The 16,553-nt window shown below is 37.8% G+C and carries 15 protein-coding genes, 1 tRNA gene and 2 pseudogenes; 11 read left to right on the top strand and 7 right to left on the bottom strand.

Translation table 11 applies throughout. From position 1 onward, the window contains the following. Window positions 1-2: 2 nt before the first annotated feature. Window positions 3-365, bottom strand: a complete 363-nt coding sequence (locus tag H7R46_RS11565; RefSeq protein ID WP_005070200.1) for a DUF3592 domain-containing protein — start codon at window positions 363-365, stop codon at window positions 3-5. 242 nt (window positions 366-607) lie between these two features. Between H7R46_RS11565 and H7R46_RS11560 the strand changes: the two genes are divergently transcribed. Beyond that, on the top strand, window positions 608-1,855 hold the full coding sequence (locus tag H7R46_RS11560; protein ID WP_005070199.1) for a mechanosensitive ion channel family protein: 1,248 nt from the start codon (window positions 608-610) through the stop codon (window positions 1,853-1,855). Window positions 1,856-2,024: 169 nt separating this feature from the next. On the opposite strand, the gene H7R46_RS11555 is transcribed toward H7R46_RS11560, so the two are convergent. The 5 genes from H7R46_RS11555 to cysS form a co-directional block, all read right to left on the bottom strand. Then, window positions 2,025-2,882, bottom strand: coding sequence for a hypothetical protein (locus tag H7R46_RS11555; protein ID WP_005070190.1), 858 nt, complete (start codon window positions 2,880-2,882; stop codon window positions 2,025-2,027). Window positions 2,883-2,885: 3 nt separating this feature from the next. Further along, window positions 2,886-3,932 (bottom strand): DGQHR domain-containing protein, encoded by a 1,047-nt coding sequence (locus tag H7R46_RS11550; RefSeq protein ID WP_032013070.1) that lies wholly within the window; start codon window positions 3,930-3,932, stop codon window positions 2,886-2,888. Window positions 3,933-3,947: 15 nt separating this feature from the next. Continuing rightward, entirely contained in the window at window positions 3,948-4,796 is an 849-nt protein-coding gene (locus H7R46_RS11545; RefSeq protein WP_005070188.1) for a DNA-methyltransferase, read from the bottom strand. A 589-nt stretch (window positions 4,797-5,385) separates the two neighbouring features. After that, window positions 5,386-5,461: transfer RNA gene (locus H7R46_RS11540), tRNA-Gly, on the bottom strand. Between the two features lie 63 nt (window positions 5,462-5,524). Further along, the gene (gene cysS / locus H7R46_RS11535) at window positions 5,525-6,946 is read right to left on the bottom strand and encodes a cysteine--tRNA ligase (RefSeq protein WP_005070186.1); all 1,422 of its coding nucleotides are present in this window, start codon (window positions 6,944-6,946) and stop codon (window positions 5,525-5,527) included. 213 nt (window positions 6,947-7,159) lie between these two features. Here cysS and H7R46_RS11530 point away from each other — a divergent pair, with 213 nt between their 5' ends. From H7R46_RS11530 to H7R46_RS11485, 10 genes and pseudogenes are all read left to right on the top strand, one after another. Next, window positions 7,160-8,137, top strand: a complete 978-nt coding sequence (locus H7R46_RS11530) for a KpsF/GutQ family sugar-phosphate isomerase (RefSeq protein WP_002122342.1) — start codon at window positions 7,160-7,162, stop codon at window positions 8,135-8,137. Between the two features lie 3 nt (window positions 8,138-8,140). Further along, window positions 8,141-8,680, top strand: coding sequence for a KdsC family phosphatase (locus H7R46_RS11525; protein ID WP_002122322.1), 540 nt, complete (start codon window positions 8,141-8,143; stop codon window positions 8,678-8,680). A gap of 37 nt (window positions 8,681-8,717) precedes the next feature. Then, entirely contained in the window at window positions 8,718-9,266 is a 549-nt protein-coding gene (lptC, locus tag H7R46_RS11520; RefSeq protein WP_005070181.1) for an LPS export ABC transporter periplasmic protein LptC, read from the top strand. Continuing rightward, window positions 9,250-9,798, top strand: a complete 549-nt coding sequence (gene lptA / locus H7R46_RS11515) for a lipopolysaccharide transport periplasmic protein LptA (RefSeq protein WP_002122334.1) — start codon at window positions 9,250-9,252, stop codon at window positions 9,796-9,798. The genes lptC and lptA overlap by 17 nt, the downstream gene beginning before the upstream one ends. After that, a complete protein-coding gene (gene lptB, locus H7R46_RS11510) occupies window positions 9,798-10,541 on the top strand; it encodes an LPS export ABC transporter ATP-binding protein (RefSeq protein WP_002122331.1) in 744 nt (247 codons plus the stop codon). Before lptA ends, lptB begins: the two co-directional genes overlap by 1 nt. 273 nt (window positions 10,542-10,814) lie before the next feature. After that, a pseudogene (locus H7R46_RS19510) lies at window positions 10,815-12,266 on the top strand (TolC family protein); the annotation flags it as partial. Beyond that, a pseudogene (locus H7R46_RS11500) lies at window positions 12,267-13,391 on the top strand (HlyD family efflux transporter periplasmic adaptor subunit); the annotation flags it as partial. Between the two features lie 92 nt (window positions 13,392-13,483). Further along, window positions 13,484-14,083 (top strand): IMPACT family protein, encoded by a 600-nt coding sequence (locus H7R46_RS11495; RefSeq protein WP_005070172.1) that lies wholly within the window; start codon window positions 13,484-13,486, stop codon window positions 14,081-14,083. Continuing rightward, the gene (locus H7R46_RS11490) at window positions 14,076-14,687 is read left to right on the top strand and encodes a chloramphenicol acetyltransferase CAT (protein ID WP_005070171.1); all 612 of its coding nucleotides are present in this window, start codon (window positions 14,076-14,078) and stop codon (window positions 14,685-14,687) included. The genes H7R46_RS11495 and H7R46_RS11490 overlap by 8 nt, the downstream gene beginning before the upstream one ends. Window positions 14,688-14,842: 155 nt before the next feature. Further along, the gene (locus H7R46_RS11485; protein ID WP_005070168.1) at window positions 14,843-15,685 is read left to right on the top strand and encodes a universal stress protein; all 843 of its coding nucleotides are present in this window, start codon (window positions 14,843-14,845) and stop codon (window positions 15,683-15,685) included. Between the two features lie 116 nt (window positions 15,686-15,801). Here H7R46_RS11485 and H7R46_RS11480 read toward each other — a convergent pair whose 3' ends face one another. After that, the gene (locus H7R46_RS11480) at window positions 15,802-16,470 is read right to left on the bottom strand and encodes an O-methyltransferase (RefSeq protein WP_002115787.1); all 669 of its coding nucleotides are present in this window, start codon (window positions 16,468-16,470) and stop codon (window positions 15,802-15,804) included. Window positions 16,471-16,553 lie beyond the last annotated feature (83 nt).

Below are 16,553 nucleotides of genomic sequence, written 5' to 3'. Positions count from 1 at the left end.
ACCTAAATCATTACCTCGCTCAATATTGAAATATTCTTTAAATTTTTAGGGTCATATTTAATTTTGATAATACTACCCACTTTATATTTATAGTGATCTTGCTTAGAAATAAGCACCTTTAGATTTTCAGTAATGACTTGGCCTTGCTCAGTTTGAAATTTCAATTTGATATAACATAAAGGGCGATATTGCACCTTAGCTAATGAGTCTTGAAAATATACGACCTCGGCAGAAGCAATCTTTCCTCGTTTATAAATCAAAAATCTTTGAACCTGACTTTTAAGAAAAAATGTCCAAGCAATATAGATAAACAATAAGCTGAACCAGACTGTTCCAATAAAAGTCAAAAAATCAGAAAATTTCACTCACTCAAACCAGAATTATTCGTTTAACGCCTTATTCTAAATGAACTGATAAGTCCGATCTAGTTCATATAATTGGTCTGAAACATAAGCAGATGAAGCTTTAAAATTAACGGATCATAATTAAATTTGGGCAGGGTATATAACTTAGTTGTTGTATTTATGACTACATATGTAAACAAACCTTATGAGAAACGTTCTTAACCCCTAAAATTCTACAAAAGAAATTTTAAAGGTGTATAGGTTTGGATTTTTTAAATTTTTTCCGTGATATTCGGGGTGAGTTAAGTCAATATCCTTGGCTAGAAATGTTGGTTTCACTCACGATTTTGATTTTATTTGCTGCAATAGCAAATTTTATTGCCAAGCGTATTATTGTTCGGGGCGTTCGTCATTTAGTCACAAAACTCAAATCACCAAATCAGTCTATTTTCGCTCAGCATAGCGTTATAAAGAAATTTGCAAATATTGTTCCTGCTGTTGTGATTATGAATGGTATTGCAACCGTGCCTCATCTATCTCCAAAGTTTATTGCTTTTGTAGAAATGGCAGCGCAAGCATTTATTTTTCTTACACTCGCGCTTACGGTCAGCGAGCTGTTAAACATCTTTAATCTTATTTATCAGCGTAATCCAAAATCTAGAAATAAGCCGATTAAAGGTTACTTACAACTGGTTAAACTCATTTTATTTGTTGTATGTGGCCTCATGATTTTGGGAACATTCCTTAAAAAGGATGTATTCACTTTACTTGCAGGTTTTGGTGCAATGGCAGCGGTATTAATGCTGGTTTTCCAAAACACTATTTTGTCTTTGGTGGCGAGTGTACAAATTGCCTCTTATGACATGGTACGTATTGGGGACTGGATTGAAATGCCATCACTCAATGCAGATGGTGATGTAATTGATATTTCACTGCATACAGTGACTGTTCAAAACTTTGATAAAACCTATACCACCATTCCAACCAATAAGCTCGTGACCGACACATTTAAAAACTGGCGTGGTATGAGCAATTCGGGTTGCCGTCGAATGAAGCGCTCACTTTTTATTGACCAAAGTAGCGTTCATTTCATGAGTGATGAAGAGCAACAAAAGCTCAAGGACTTTTTATTGCTAGATCAATACTTAAATGCAAAGAATTCTGAAATTGAAGAATTCAATAAGCATTTAAGCAATCAATCTCGTTACAACAAACGCCGTCTAACCAATATTGGTACATTTAGGGCCTATGTTGAATTTTACTTGCGTCAGCACAAGGGCATTGCTCAAAATCAAACTATTATTGTTCGTCAGTTACAGCCGACCAGCCAAGGTTTGCCGTTAGAAATTTATGCATTTACCAACACAATTGCCTGGGTTTCTTATGAAGCAATTCAGTCAGATATTTTTGACCATTTAATTGCGATTCTTCCTGAGTTTGGTTTACGTGTTTACCAAGCACCTTCGGGTCATGACTTGCAAAGATTGACGGCAGAAATTCATCCAAGTTAAGTTTTAGGCTGCTAAACGAATTTTAAAAAGCTCCCAGACGGGGGCTTTTTTACTCATACTCTAACGTAAAGGTGTGATAACTTAATTTTTAGTTAATAATTCAGGAAGTTATCCTTAGTTTTGAGTTTGAAAAACCCACAAAAATGTGGGTTTGTACTAAATTAATTGTTTATATCCACTGCTTGTAATTACTTAAACTGTCTTTAAACACTTCTAAGTGTATTTTTTGTTCAGGCATAACTGCTATTGAAGAAAATAAGTCAATAAAAAAACTTAGCAATTCTAAAAGCATTAATTTATTTGCATGACTTGTGAAATTTTGAAAGTCCAGAGCTAAATTAAATTGATAATCAGTGAACCAACTACAATCTACTTCATCATCATTAATAAGATCATCAAAAGTCCAGTTATGATAACTATATTGAAGGTGATTTCTATGAGAGGCGAAATCACTAGGTTTAATTGAATTTATAAATGAAGTTATTTGTGGTGTTATGTATGTACCTTGAGTATTCTTTATTAAATTAATGAAGAGTTTCCAAAGTACTTCGTGATTCATCCTAAAGCTTTTTAAATTGAAAGCTCTTGTTTCATATCCAGTTGGCTTTTTGAAAAATAAATCAATTAAATAGTAATCATTGTTTATTTTACAAGGAGAGAACCATACTCCTAATAATAAGCAAATAGCTCTTCCCAAAAGCATATTCGCAAGATATGCAGATACATCGGGGTATGTTTGCTGCCCACTTGATAAATCTCTAATAATACTTCGAAGAATAGCTATTGATTTGTAAGCACACAGTATACTTTCTCTCATAACTTGGTTATAAACTAACGGCGAAGTAAATTTCGCCGTTTCAGATTGTCTACTAGGCAGCCCTACAGAGTTAATTATTAGAGAATTTTCTAAATCTTCAGTTTCAAGTAATGCATCATCTTGTTGATATTTAGTTTTCCATTGCAAAAAAATATTGTCAGTAACTCTTTGTGGTAAACGCGTTAAATAAACATCTAAATCTTTTGACATTTACTATAATCTCAAAATGCTATCTGTATTTTGAATTTCACGTGTACGGGCATTGATGACTGCCTTAAAATCGTTACCAACTGCTGTTTCCGCAGATACACCCGTACCATATTGATCCCAAGTACTAAAATTATAATCGTCAGCTCTTTGTAAAACTTTTACAATATCCTCAACCGTAAATGTTCCGAATTCGGTGCGCGTTAATGAAAATACTGTATCAAATGAATTAATTGCAGCTCCAAATCCTAAAGTTCCAAAAAACCGAAAATTGCGTGATGTAAATTGTTCAGGAAATACAATTTTTAGTGCAGTAAAATAATTTTCAATAATTTTAGTTTGATTCTGTTGAGTGAAATTAGTTCCCAAAGTTCCCCTATTTTCAGTTAAAAGAGGGCTTACTTTTCGAACAAAGTTATTAACAGATAACTCTCCCTTTTTAGGTGTACGAACAAAAATAATTCTTTCATAAAAAATAGAATCTATATCTTTAGTTAATGTTCGAGCAATTTCAGTAGCGATTTCTTTGGCTTTTTCAGCTGGAGTTTTATTATGCGGTAATCGATTTAATAAATCATAATATAGGGATGTAGGAACACCTTTAGCTTCTTTATTAATAGTTACGAACTGTACAATTTGTTCATCTTCACTTAAATCTGAAAATGCTACAACTGGTAAATCTAAATTTATTGGGTTTTCAGAAATTGATGCTAAATAGGCCCCACGTAAACGATGTTGCCCATCAATTACCCAGCCAGCATTCTCAATATTAGGTATTTTTAATGTTGACGTTACTGGATCAAAAGTGGAATTATTTAATGATACGATCAGGGCGGGAGAAATAAGTCCTCTTTCTGAAATGAAACTACTAATATCTTCAGCGCGGCTATTAGATAAAGCGCGTTGATAGCCTTCATCTTTATCTGCTGACCTTTCATTAATTTGTAAAATATCCCAGAGCGTATGAGCATCTAAGGAGAACAAATAAATATTGCGACTGTGTTGAGTTAATTTAACGCACGGTACGGTAATAGGTTGATTATTGTTTGTCATAGTTTGTCTCAAGTTTTAAATAAATGGATCTTTTGCAACAGCTCCAGCATTTGCTGGGTCAAATATGGGTTTGTCAATATCTCTATATTTGAGCAATCCTAAGTCAGCATCTTTTAAACGCTGATCTGCTATCTTGAAATAATTTTCATCTAGTTCAATCCCTATAAATTTCTTTTCTTCAAGGATCGCTGCTGCTCCAGTTGAGCCTGACCCCATAAATGGATCTAAAACTGTACCATTTTCTGGGCAAAGTGCCTTGATAAGTCTTTGGGCAAGAGCTATTGGGAATTGACAAGGATGGGCAGTTTTTTCCATATGATTGGCTTTCACATTTGGTATCGCCCAAACATCTCCTGGATTTTTACCTAAGGGATTTCCACTATATTCACCCTTTTTCGGTCCTTTATAATATTTTTTCCCAGGATATTTTTGCTTTACACGCACTGAGTCTAGATCAAAAAAACAATCTTTTCCTTTAGAAAACCATAAAATTGTTTCATGTCTACCACTAAAGCGATTTCTGCAGTTTGCTCCATGTTCAAAAGTCCAAATAATTCTATTCTTAAGCTTCATTTCAGGACAAACTCGCTTAAAAATTTCATAAACAATAAAATCTAGAGGAACGATTTCATCCTTAAGAACATGATGGCCAATTTGCCAACAGACTGACCCTCCAGGTTTTGTTTTCTCACAAATTAGCTTGATGACTGGCTCGTTAATTTCAACAAAGCCTTCAATAGTCGTATGGATATCATACGCTTTGCCAATACAATAAGGAGGAGAGGTGATCGTAAGGTCAATATGATCATCTTCAATAGTTTTCAAGATGTTTAAGCAATCATCATTGAATATTTCAAATGCCATATATTTCACATACCAGAAAATTAATTAAAAGTGAAGAATAGATCTTAGTGAATACGAAAGCAAGTCGCTAGGGCTTACTTTTTAAACATCTCTGTATAACCCAATAACTTTTCCAACCAATTTATATCCTTTCCTAAGTGGTATGATCTTTTCATGCCATTTAGAGTTTGATGAATCTAGATACATACCGTTACTTTTTTGAAAGTTGCCTCTATTTTTTGTTACATACAGATAACAAAATTACCTGTTTTAAATCATTTATTTGAAAGTCAATATTTACATACTTTAACATTTGGTTTGAGTTATGAAAACAGCCATTATTAAATAATATTTAAACTATAATTATTTTGTCACCTTTAAAGTTAGTACAGTTGGGGTGAACTCTGCCTTAGCCCCATATTTTCATCTGCTAATAAATTATATAAAACTCATCTCATCCTAAGATTGATATAGCAAATCTAGCCAACAAAGAGGGTGGTGTTGTAGCAGAATATACAACGCTTCTTTAATATGATTTCGACTAGCCAAGGCTAACCAATAGCCAATAAAAAACCACCTAATCCTTTCGAATTAAGTGGTTTTTAAATTTTGGAGCGGGAAACGAGACTCGAACTCGCGACCCCAACCTTGGCAAGGTTATGCTCTACCAACTGAGCTATTCCCGCAATGTGAGCACATTATAGAGTGTTTCATTAAAGTGTCAACACTCTTGTGATCTAATTGAACGTTTAATCAGCACGACGCCAAACTGTACCTTGACGTGTATCTTCAAGTACCACACCTTGGTCGAGTAAAGACTGACGAATACCATCTGCTTTCGCAAAGTCTTTTGCTTTTTTCGCATCAACACGTTGTTGAATGAAATCTTCAATTTCAGCATCAGACAAAGCAAGCGCTTCTTGTCCAATATCTGATTTTAAGAAATCATCTACATTGTGTTGTACCAAACCTAAAATGTTGGTGAGGTGACGTAATGTCGAATAAAGCACAGTCGCTTGGTCAGCTTGCTCTTCTTTTACAGCACGGTTTAACTCTTTATTGAGTTCAAACAATACAGCCATTGCTTCGGCAGTGTTGAAGTCATCACACATTGCATTGTTAAAGCGTTCAATAAAGCTTTGATCAAGCTTTTCAGTTGTCGTTTGACCATACATTTGTTGATAAGCTTTAAATGAATGATAGAAGCGAGTTAAAGAAGTTTTTGCTTCTTTGAGTGCCACATCAGAGAAGTTCACAGGGCTACGATAGTGTGAAGACACAATAAAGTAGCGAATCACTTCAGGGTGGAACTTCTCCATCACATCACGAATCGTAAAGAAGTTGCCTAAAGACTTAGACATCTTTTCACCATCAACGTTAATGAAGCCAACATGCATCCAGTAGTTTACATATTGCTCACCAGTCGAAGCTTCACTTTGCGCAATTTCATTTTCATGATGCGGGAACATTAAATCTGAACCACCACCATGAATGTCAAAGTGATTGCCTAAGCAGCAAGTCGACATTGCAGAACATTCAATGTGCCAACCCGGACGGCCATTACCCCATGGAGATGCCCAAGATGGTTCATTTTCTTTGGCATGTTTCCAAAGTACAAAGTCAAAAGGATGTTTCTTTTCAACTTCTACATCAACACGCTCACTTGCGCCTGCTTGCATATCATCAAGCTTACGACCAGAGAGGCGACCATATTTTTCAAATTTGGTGACTTCAAAATAAACATCGCCGTTTGAAGCAGGGTAAGCAGCGCCTTTATTCACCAAATTGCCAATCATGTTTTGCATCTGGTCGATATATTCAGTCGCTTTAGGTGCTTCATCAGGTGCTAAACAGCCTAGGTTTGCAGCATCTTCATTCATTGCATCGATGAAACGAGTGGTGAGTTGTTGGATTGTTTCACCATTCTCATTCGCACGTTTGATGATTTTGTCGTCAATATCGGTAATGTTGCGAATGTAGCGAACATTCCAGCCTTGACTACGTAAGAAACGAATAATGTAGTCAAATGCAACCATAACTCGAGCATGCCCGATATGACAGTAGTCGTAAACGGTCATACCGCAGACATACATATCGATGTGACCTTCTTTGCGAGGTACAAATTCAACTTTTTTTCGTTGCTCAGAGTTATATAAAACAAACGGTTGCATAAGGGTTTTCAAACACTCAACAAAAACAGTGTTACATCATAACTGATGCATCATTTTTCACAAAGGTTTATGCAAGAATTTTATAAGCTTGTGAAATCTTATACATTTAAAAACGTGTAGATGATTGAGTTATGTTAGAATGCCCCCAAATCTTTTGATTAAAATCACCGATCTTCACAAGAGATCAGATCAATTATTTTGAGTCAAACTCGTATGCCCAATCCTACAGATTTCCAAAGCAGCGCATTAGCAACATTGCGTATTGAGCAACAAGCCTTAGACGTGTTAGCAACACAAATTGGTGACAGTTTTAACCGAGCTTGTGAAATATTGTTACAGTGTAAAGGTCGTGTTGTGATCACTGGCATGGGTAAGTCAGGGCATATTGGCCGTAAAATGGCTGCAACTTTCGCCTCAACTGGTACACCATCTTTCTTTATGCATCCGGGCGAAGCTGGGCATGGCGATTTGGGAATGCTGGTTCGTGGTGATGTTTTAATTGCGATTTCCAACTCTGGAAAAAGTGATGAAATCATGATGTTGATGCCTTTAATCAAACATCTTGGCGTTCCTCTTATTACCATTAGCCGTGATGATAAAGGCCCAATGCCGCAAAATGCCGACATCGCTTTAACTTTAGGCGAGTCTGACGAGGCATGCCCATTAGGTTTGGCGCCTACGTCGAGTACGACAGCAACTTTAGTTTTGGGTGATGCACTGGCTGTTGCTTTACTTGAAGCACGTGGTTTTACCGCAGATGATTTTGCTCGTTCGCATCCAGCAGGTGCGTTGGGTAAACGCTTACTTTTACATGTAAAACATCTGATGCATACAGGCGATGAGCTGCCAAAAGTTTCACCAGATACACCAATGAATCAAGTGCTTTATGAAATTTCTAATAAACGTTTAGGCTTGACGACAATTGTAGATGAACAAGAACATTTGCTTGGTATTTTCACCGATGGTGACTTGCGCCGTTTAATTGATAAACAGCAAGGTTTTGATGTGAATTTGCCTGTTTCAGAAGTGATGACAAAAAAACCATCAACGATTTCTCAAGAAGCACGTGCGGTAGAAGCTCTACAACAGCTGAACCTGAAAAAAATTAGTCAGTTTGTGGTGGTAGATGACCAAAACAAAGTGATTGGTGTAATTAGTATGCATGACCTTATTCAGGCAGGGGTAAATTAATCAATGGCATCTTATGCATTGTTAGAACAAGCACGTCATTTACAGGCATTGGTTCTGGATGTTGATGGTATTTTGAGTGATGGCTTCGTAACCTTAACCAATAGCGGCGATGAAATTAAATCATTCGATATTCGTGATGGTTTAGGAATGAAGCTTGCACAGCAAGCAGGCATGAAAGTTATCATTATTACAGGCAGAAAAAGTAATATTGTTGAAAAACGTATGTCTGATTTAGGCGTAGACCTCGTTTTTCAAGGCCGTGAAGACAAAGGCTCAGCACTTCGTGAAGCATGTGCGCAGTTTAATATTTTGCCGTCTGATTGCTTGTATATGGGCGATGATTGGCCTGATTTATCTGCTTTTGCAATCGCAGGTATGAGTGTTACTGTGCCAAATGGTCACGAAGAAGTGCGTCGCCGTGCGCATTTGGTTACGCAATCGATGGGTGGGCGTGGTGCTGTTCGTGAAGTCTGTGATATGTTGCTGATCGCAAAAGGCATTTACCAAGAACTTCTTGAAAAATATCTTGCAGTACCGCATTAATAATAAGATTACTTAAAAAGGTAGGCTATTCCTGCTCATGGATACCAGAGTTTTATCAATTGTTGCTGTAGTGGTTGCTGCTATAAGTGGTGGTTACTACTACTATAGTGGCAAGGCAAAAAAACTAGACATTGGTTCTGCGAAGAATATGACATATTCAGCGCAGGGCGTCCATTTGACTCAAACTGATGATCAAGGCAATTTGTATATTCGTGCTGAAGTTCGTCAGCTTGAACAGGATATGCAACAAAAAACATCAAAGTTGGATCAACTTAATGCCTCGATGTATAAAGATGGCAAAGTTGATGCGACGTTCTTTGCAAAACAGGCAAATGGCTACGATGATAACCGTAAAGTTATTTTATCGGGTGATGTGGTCGCAACTAAACTGGCACCACAAGGGAAGATTGAATTCCAAACTGATGAGTTAACTGGATATCCAAAAACCAGAGAAATTGAAACAGATCACCAAGTGGTTGTTCAATCTCCGCAAGCCGAGTTTGTCAGCAAAGGGTTAAAAGCTAATTTGAATAATGGTCAGTACGAATTTTTTAATATTCGAGGAAAGTATGCACCAAAGTCTTAATTTAAAACGTTCTTCAGCTTTCCTAAAACAAGCTGCGGTAATTACATTCGTTGCTTTATCATCTGCTTCGACTTTTGCGTTACCGTCTGACCGTAATCAACAAATTTCGTTAGTGGCAGACCGTGCAACTTATAATGAGAAAACGGGTTTAACGACTTATACGGGTAATGTCGTGATTGAGCAAGGTACGATGAAGCTTCAGGCTGACTCAATTGTTGCTACGCTAAACTCTAAACGTGAAATTCAAACGATTACTGCCAAAGGTAGACCGTCTAAATTCCAACAGCAAATTAGTGCTGACAAGGGCGTTGCACGAGGCGAGGGTCAAACCATTGTTTATAATGCAGATACAGGCATTATTACTTTGACTGGTGGTGCATATCTATATCAAGATGGTTCAAGCATCCGTGGTAACTCATTGAAATATAGTATGAACAAAGGCGATGTTGAAGCTCAAGGTTCATCGTCAAATCGTGTTCAAATTATTATTCCGCCATCAACTTCAAAAAGTTTCCCAGGAGCGCGTGACTAATGCAACAAGCTCTTCAACCCCAAACTTTGTGTATTAAGCACTTAGCAAAAAACTATAGTAAACGTTGGGTCGTCAAAGACGTATCTTTTAGTATGCAAAGTGGACAGATTGTTGGTTTGCTTGGCCCTAACGGTGCAGGAAAAACAACAAGCTTCTATATGGTTGTTGGGCTAGTGCGTATGGACAAAGGTGAAATTCACCTTGATGATCTTGATATGTCTGATTTAGCAATGCATGAACGGGCACGTAAAGGAATCGGATATCTTCCGCAAGAAGCTTCTATTTTTAGAAAGCTGACAATTGCTGAAAATATTATGTCTATTTTAGAAACACGCAAAGACTTAAATAAGCAGCAGCGCCAACAACGTCTTACTGAATTGTTGAATGACTTTAAAATCAGTCATATTAAAGATTCATTAGGAATGAGTGTGTCTGGTGGTGAGCGTCGCCGTGCTGAAATTGCACGTGCATTGGCTGCTGATCCTAAGTTTATGTTACTTGATGAACCGTTTGCCGGTGTCGATCCAATTTCGGTGGGTGATATTAAAGATATTATCCAAACCTTAAAAGATCGCGGTATTGGTGTGCTTATCACTGACCATAACGTACGTGAAACTTTGGCAATCTGTGAACGTGCATATATTGTGAGTGAAGGCGCGGTAATTGCGGAGGGAACTCCACAAGAAATTCTGGATAATGAACAGGTACGTAAAGTCTACTTAGGTGACGATTTTACAGTTTAAATAAAAAAGTTAATCTATTTGGCTAAAAAGAGGTCAGTGCCTCTTTTTAGTTTTTTTATATTTATTTTTTAAAAACAATAAATTAGAATATTTAGTTGATGAAAAAGTAATGTGTGAATTATTCCTGCATTTATGCTTCTTTATGCAAAAAAATATGTAGAATGTAAAAGCTTTTAAACGATAACAAACAAGATCAACAAGACAAGCATGATTGGATATAACCAGAGAAGAGTAAAAAGGACATGTAAAAAGCCAGCTTTCCTGAAAGGGTTGATGCTTTTAACTTCACTGCATGTACCTATGGTGATATATGCCGCTAAACCAAGTGAGCAATATCACACATTAAAAGACAACTTATCACAACTTTTTGCCCCTAAAAGTAGTGATGAATTTAAAGTCGCTAAGATGCAAGAGTTGAGTAATTTTAGGCTAGATCGTTCAAGAGTGCAGGAGTTTCCGACTGTTCAACTCAATGATAGAGCAGCTTCATCTTATTCAAATTTGCCATCAAGGAAAATGACTCTGCAGGAAGCGGTGAAAATCGCCATCCAGCGTAACCCTGATATTTCCCAAGCCATTTCAACTTTAGCTGGCCAAAACGCCGGTATTGATGTTGCAAAGGCAGGTTACTATCCTCAAATTTCAGGTGGTATTACCACGGGTGACTTGAGCAGTGGTGAGCGTGGTCGGCAGTTATTGACTTTAAACGCAACTCAAATGCTTTATGATTTTGGTAAAGTCAAATCAGGTGTATCGGTTGAGAAAGCCAAACTTCAAGTCGAACAGGCGAATGTGTTGGTCAGCATTGACGATATTGCACTTGATGTGGCTCAGTCGATTATCAATATTCAGCGTTATCTCCAATTAAATAAAATTGCCGAGCAGCAAATTGCAGGTATTCAGCGAATTCAGGAAATCGCTAATTTACGTGCAAATGCTGGTATTAGTAGTCAGGCTGACCCGATCCAAGCTCAATCTTATTTACAAGCTGCGCAGTCCGGCTTGATTGCACAGCAATCTTTATTACGTCAGTACCAACAACATTTAAGGACATTGTTGGGTGGTGATGTTTCACGTACAGGTTGGATTATTTCAGATGATTTGGTGAAAGTATCTGATCTATATGGTGAACCTGAGTTTAATACCATTCCAAAAATGATCGCAGCACAAGCGGGCATTGAAGTGGCTAAAGCCCAAAAGGAACAGACCCGTTTAACACGTTATCCAACTTTGGCAGTGAAAGGCTCGGTCAGTCAGGCCATTAATGGAAAAAACCCAAACAATGATGAAGATGACGGTTTATATAGTTCCATCATGCTTGAAGCCACCAGTCAGTTTTATCAAGGTGGGGCAGTTTCTTCCCAAGTAAAAATGGCAAGTTATGCAGAAGAAGCCGCTAAATCTAAAGTGAATTCTGTGTATCTGGATGTGCTCGATCAGATCAGAACCAGCCGTGAACAAATTGAAAATAAACAACGTCAAATGCAGGTTTTAGCCAACCGCCAAGCGACGACAGTTCGTACACGCGAACTTTATCAAGAGCAGTACAAACTCGGTACCCGTTCATTGGTTGACTTATTGAATGCTGAACAAGCGATTCATAGTGCCAATTCAGAACTTGAAACTGCACGTTATGACATCTACAGCAGTATTGTTCAGTACATTTCGGCAACAGGACGTTCCCGCCAAGCTTATGACTTAAATAATATTTCAATTCAGGGGTTCCGTGCCAGTCTAGTGATCTGGATTGTGGGCATTGGCTTGGTTATTTTCTTTATCTGGGCGTGGATATTTAAACTTGAAGAAGTTTCTACCGGTACGGGTAAAGTCATCCCATCATCTAAAGAGCAGGTTATTCAGTCTTTAGAGGGCGGTATCTTAACTAAGCTGAATGTACAAGAAGGTGACATTGTTCAAAAGGGCGAAATTCTTGCGCAGCTTGATCCAACCCGTTTTGCATCAAATGTTGGTGAATCAAGATCTTTACTAATCTCTGCTCAGGCGACAGCAGCGCGTTTGCGTGCGGAAGTAAACGGTACACCTTTGGTTTTTCCTGAAATTGTGATGAAAGAACCAAAGTTAGTACAAGAAGAAACTGCATTATATCGCTCGCGTCGTGCTGATCTTGAACAAACCCTTGCAGGTTTAAGACAGGCGTTGCAACTTGTGCAACAAGAACTGGCGATGACAGAACCGCTGGTTGCTAAAGGTGCAGCAAGTGAGGTTGAGGTTTTACGTTTACGTCGTGAAGCAAATGATTTGCAAAACAAAATGAATGATGCGCAGAACCAGTACTATGTGAAAGCGCGTGAAGAGTTATCTAAAGCGAATACGGATAGCGAAACGCAGCAACAAATTGTACTGGGTCGTAGTGACAGTTTAGACCGTGCAGTGTTCAGAGCACCGGTACGTGGTGTTGTCAAAGAAATTGCAGTCACTACTCGTGGTGGTGTTGTTCCACAAAACGGTAAACTGATGACGATTGTACCGATTGATGAGCAATTGCTTATTGAAGCGCGTATTTTGCCGCGCGACATTGCCTTTATTCGTCCGGGACAAGAAGCACTGGTTAAGATCACGGCCTATGACTATTCAATTTATGGTGGTTTAAAAGGGAAGGTTACGGTTATTTCACCAGACACCATTCGTGATGAAGTGAAACAGGACCAATTCTATTATCGTGTTTATATCCGCACTGATTCTGACAAGCTTTACAATAAAGAAGGTAAAGCGTTTGGTATTACACCGGGTATGGTGGCAACAGTAGATATTCGTACTGGTCAAAAAACAGTACTTGATTACTTACTTAAACCATTTAATAAAGCCAAAGAAGCGTTACGAGAAAGATAATAAAAAAGCCCCGAGATTCGGGGCTTTTTTTATAGGTTTGATTCTATTAAATTCACGTTATAATTTGATTTTTATTGTGCTTTATCTTATTTATGGCTTTTACGATTGCATCACAGATTACATTTGAAGAAGAAATTAAAAAAAGTAGATTTCAGGCGATTGCTGCGCCAATAGAAAATGAACAGCAGGTTAAAGAATTTTTAGAACAGAACAAGGATATCTCGACCACTCACCAATGTTGGGCTTGGAAAATTGGGCATAACGTACGCTTTAACGATGATGGTGAACCGTCAGGAACAGCAGGCCGTCCAATCTTGGCGACCATTGAAGGGAATGACCTGACGAATATTATTGTAATGGTTAACCGTTGGTATGGCGGTATAAAACTGGGAACGGGTGGCCTTGTTAGAGCATACGGTGGCTGTGCTGGACAATGTTTACTGTTAGCTGAACGTATTGAATTGATTGCAAAGAAGACGATTCACTTTTCTTGTCATTTTAATGAGTGGGCGATATTTCAATATGAATTGACTCAACAACAGATTGAATATCAGGAAACCTACACGGCAACAGGTGTAGATATCGAAGCGAGACTACAGATACATCAAATTGAACCGCTCGCCTTAAAACTCAGAGACGTAACACGTGGTCGTGAAGAATTAAAAATTGAAGAGGAATTAACTGATGACTGATTCCTTACTGAAATATCGTGAGCAACATAAGCACCGCTTAAACTATATGCCATGGTTATATTGGACTTTAAAATCTAAAAACCGTGCTTGGGCTGAAGAGTGGCAAAAAGAATATCAAGCTTATTTAATGGATATGGAAACTGTCGAGATTGGTGAGAATTGTTTTATTTCGCCGCTAGCACATATTTTTGCTGAACCAGGCCGCAAAATTATTATTGGGGATAATAGTTTTATTGCGGCTGATTGCACATTGCATGGACCGCTGGAAATCGGCAATGAAGTCGCGATTAACCATCATTGTATTTTAGATGGAGGGCGAGCGGGCATAAAGTTGCATGATCAAGTCCGTATTGCCGCGTATTGCCATTTATATGCATTTGATCATGGGATGCAACTCGACCGTCCACTTTACCAGCAGCCAGTTACGTCCAAAGGAATTGAAATTGAGCAAGACGTTTGGTTGGGTGCACATGTGGGGATCAAAGACGGTATAAAAATCGGTAAACATGCTGTGGTCGGGATGAATAGTATGGTGACTAAAGATGTTGAGCCGTACCATATTGTTGGCGGAAATCCCGCAAAATTTATTCGTTTAAGAGAATAATGCAGTCTCAAGAATGTAATAAAATGTTTGATCTTTAAACAAAAAAGTTGATTTTTATACATAAACCTTAACATACCAATTTTTATCTATGTTAAGTTAAAGCTAAGTTTTAATAATAATCTCCAAGGCAATAGACCTGAAGAAGAGAGGCTAACATGAACCGTGTTATTGCGTGTATTGACTCATCACCGTGTATTAATGCTATTGCTGATGCAGCAGCATGGGTTGCTAAAGCAACCGGACGGGAACTTGTATTATTACAAATTCTGGACTATTACCCAGCCAGTTACCATCTTGGTGAAATTAGTGGGGTAATCGGCTTTGAAAGCAATGCAATGCTGCTAAAAGAGTTAGCTGAGCTAGAGCAAAAACAAAGTGAACTCGCGTTAGATTATAGTAATAATTTACTCCGCCATATTTCTGATCTTATTCAAGAAAAACACGGAATTACCAGTTCAAAAATTCAAGAAAAAGGTGATTTTTTAGAACAAAGTTTTAATCTCTTACATGAAAATGACATCGTTATTTTAGGTCGAGTCGGGGAAAGAGCGGCCGAGAAACATAAACCAATCGGTAGCAATGTTGAAAACTTCATTCGTGGTGCGAACTGTACTGTTTTGACCATTGGTGAAAACTTTAAAGTACCAACACGATTTATCTTTGCTTATGAATATTCGCCAACTTGTCAAAAAATGATGCGCCGTATTGCCCAAAGTGACTTATTGCGAACACTGCAATGTCATTTGGTGTATGTAGGGGATCATCCAGAAATATTAAATGAACCAGAACATTATCTTAAACAAGCGGGCCTAGAGGTAGTCACCGTTTACCGTTATGGCGATGTTGCACAAAATATTTTAGAGTACCAACAAGAACACGGTATTCAAATCATTGTGTTAGGGGCATTTAGTCATAGCAAAATTCATCAATTTTTCTTGGGAAGTATTGCGACAACCATATTCCGAAACGCGACTGTGCCATTACTTGTGGCTAAATGATGAGATTTGCATATAGTTATCCGCAAATCTTGTGGATAACTATATGGAAAAGCAACATTAATAAAAGTAATTAATTGATTATAAATAACAAAATAAAAAAGATGATTTTTTAACCATTATTTCACAATTGCAATTGCGAAGCCATCATGACCTTTTGAGCCAACTGTTTGCAGAGCTGTACAAGACAAGATTTGCGGATGATTTTCTAAAGCTTTAAACATTTCACGGATGCCTTCAATACTCGGTTTTTTATTGTCAGGATTTAAAATATCACCTGCACGAATTACATTGTCGAGTACGATAATCGTACCTGATCTTGAGAATTTCAGACTCAATTCTAAATATTCAGGATAACCCTGTTTATCTGCATCAATGAAAATAAAATCAAAAGGCTCGATAGATTGCGGATCAATCGCAGAAAGGATATCTGCAGCACGGCCAGCTCGAAGATCAACTTTTACAGGAAGATTGGCATGATCGATATTTTTCTGCGCCATTTCGGCATGAGTAGCACGGCCTTCTATGGTGAGTAAATAACCATCTTCAGGTAAGGCACGGCCTAACCAGATGGTACTATATGCAGCAAAGGTTCCGATTTCTAAAACTCGTTTGCATTTATTCATTTGAATAAGCATCTGCAAGAACATACCTTGGTTAGGAGCCACTGCAAGATGATTTGAAAAGCCGTGTTCGTCGGTATTCTTTAATGCATATTCGAGTCGCGGGTCTTCGGGAATTAAATGTGAATCGATATATTGGTCAATGTCTGTCCACATCTGCTGCATAATCAAATTTACCTATATGTTGATCGGGCTATTTTAAACGTTTATGCCTAGAGTGCAAAAATCTTCGGTTCAAGAAATTTTGG

The sequence above is a fragment of the Acinetobacter sp. BEC1-S18-ESBL-01 genome (assembly GCF_014169935.1).
In the GTDB taxonomy this organism is placed as follows: Bacteria; Pseudomonadota; Gammaproteobacteria; order Pseudomonadales; family Moraxellaceae; genus Acinetobacter; species Acinetobacter pittii.
This window is presented reverse-complemented; position numbering and strand designations above follow the sequence as displayed.

Excerpts from the sequence above, each read along its gene's own strand:
- H7R46_RS11495 (WP_005070172.1), top strand. The coding sequence starts at position 13,484 with ATGGCTTTTACGATTGCATCACAGATTACATTTGAAGAAGAAATTAAA.
- H7R46_RS11545 (WP_005070188.1), bottom strand. The coding sequence starts at position 4,796 with ATGGCATTTGAAATATTCAATGATGATTGCTTAAACATCTTGAAAACT.
- H7R46_RS11550 (WP_032013070.1), bottom strand. The coding sequence starts at position 3,932 with ATGACAAACAATAATCAACCTATTACCGTACCGTGCGTTAAATTAACT.
- H7R46_RS11555 (WP_005070190.1), bottom strand. The coding sequence starts at position 2,882 with ATGTCAAAAGATTTAGATGTTTATTTAACGCGTTTACCACAAAGAGTT.
- cysS (WP_005070186.1), bottom strand. The coding sequence starts at position 6,946 with ATGCAACCGTTTGTTTTATATAACTCTGAGCAACGAAAAAAAGTTGAA.
- H7R46_RS11485 (WP_005070168.1), top strand. The coding sequence starts at position 14,843 with ATGAACCGTGTTATTGCGTGTATTGACTCATCACCGTGTATTAATGCT.
- lptC (WP_005070181.1), top strand. The coding sequence starts at position 8,718 with ATGGATACCAGAGTTTTATCAATTGTTGCTGTAGTGGTTGCTGCTATA.
- lptB (WP_002122331.1), top strand. The coding sequence starts at position 9,798 with ATGCAACAAGCTCTTCAACCCCAAACTTTGTGTATTAAGCACTTAGCA.
- H7R46_RS11530 (WP_002122342.1), top strand. The coding sequence starts at position 7,160 with ATGCCCAATCCTACAGATTTCCAAAGCAGCGCATTAGCAACATTGCGT.
- H7R46_RS11490 (WP_005070171.1), top strand. The coding sequence starts at position 14,076 with ATGACTGATTCCTTACTGAAATATCGTGAGCAACATAAGCACCGCTTA.
- H7R46_RS11525 (WP_002122322.1), top strand. The coding sequence starts at position 8,141 with ATGGCATCTTATGCATTGTTAGAACAAGCACGTCATTTACAGGCATTG.
- H7R46_RS11480 (WP_002115787.1), bottom strand. The coding sequence starts at position 16,470 with ATGCAGCAGATGTGGACAGACATTGACCAATATATCGATTCACATTTA.
- lptA (WP_002122334.1), top strand. The coding sequence starts at position 9,250 with ATGCACCAAAGTCTTAATTTAAAACGTTCTTCAGCTTTCCTAAAACAA.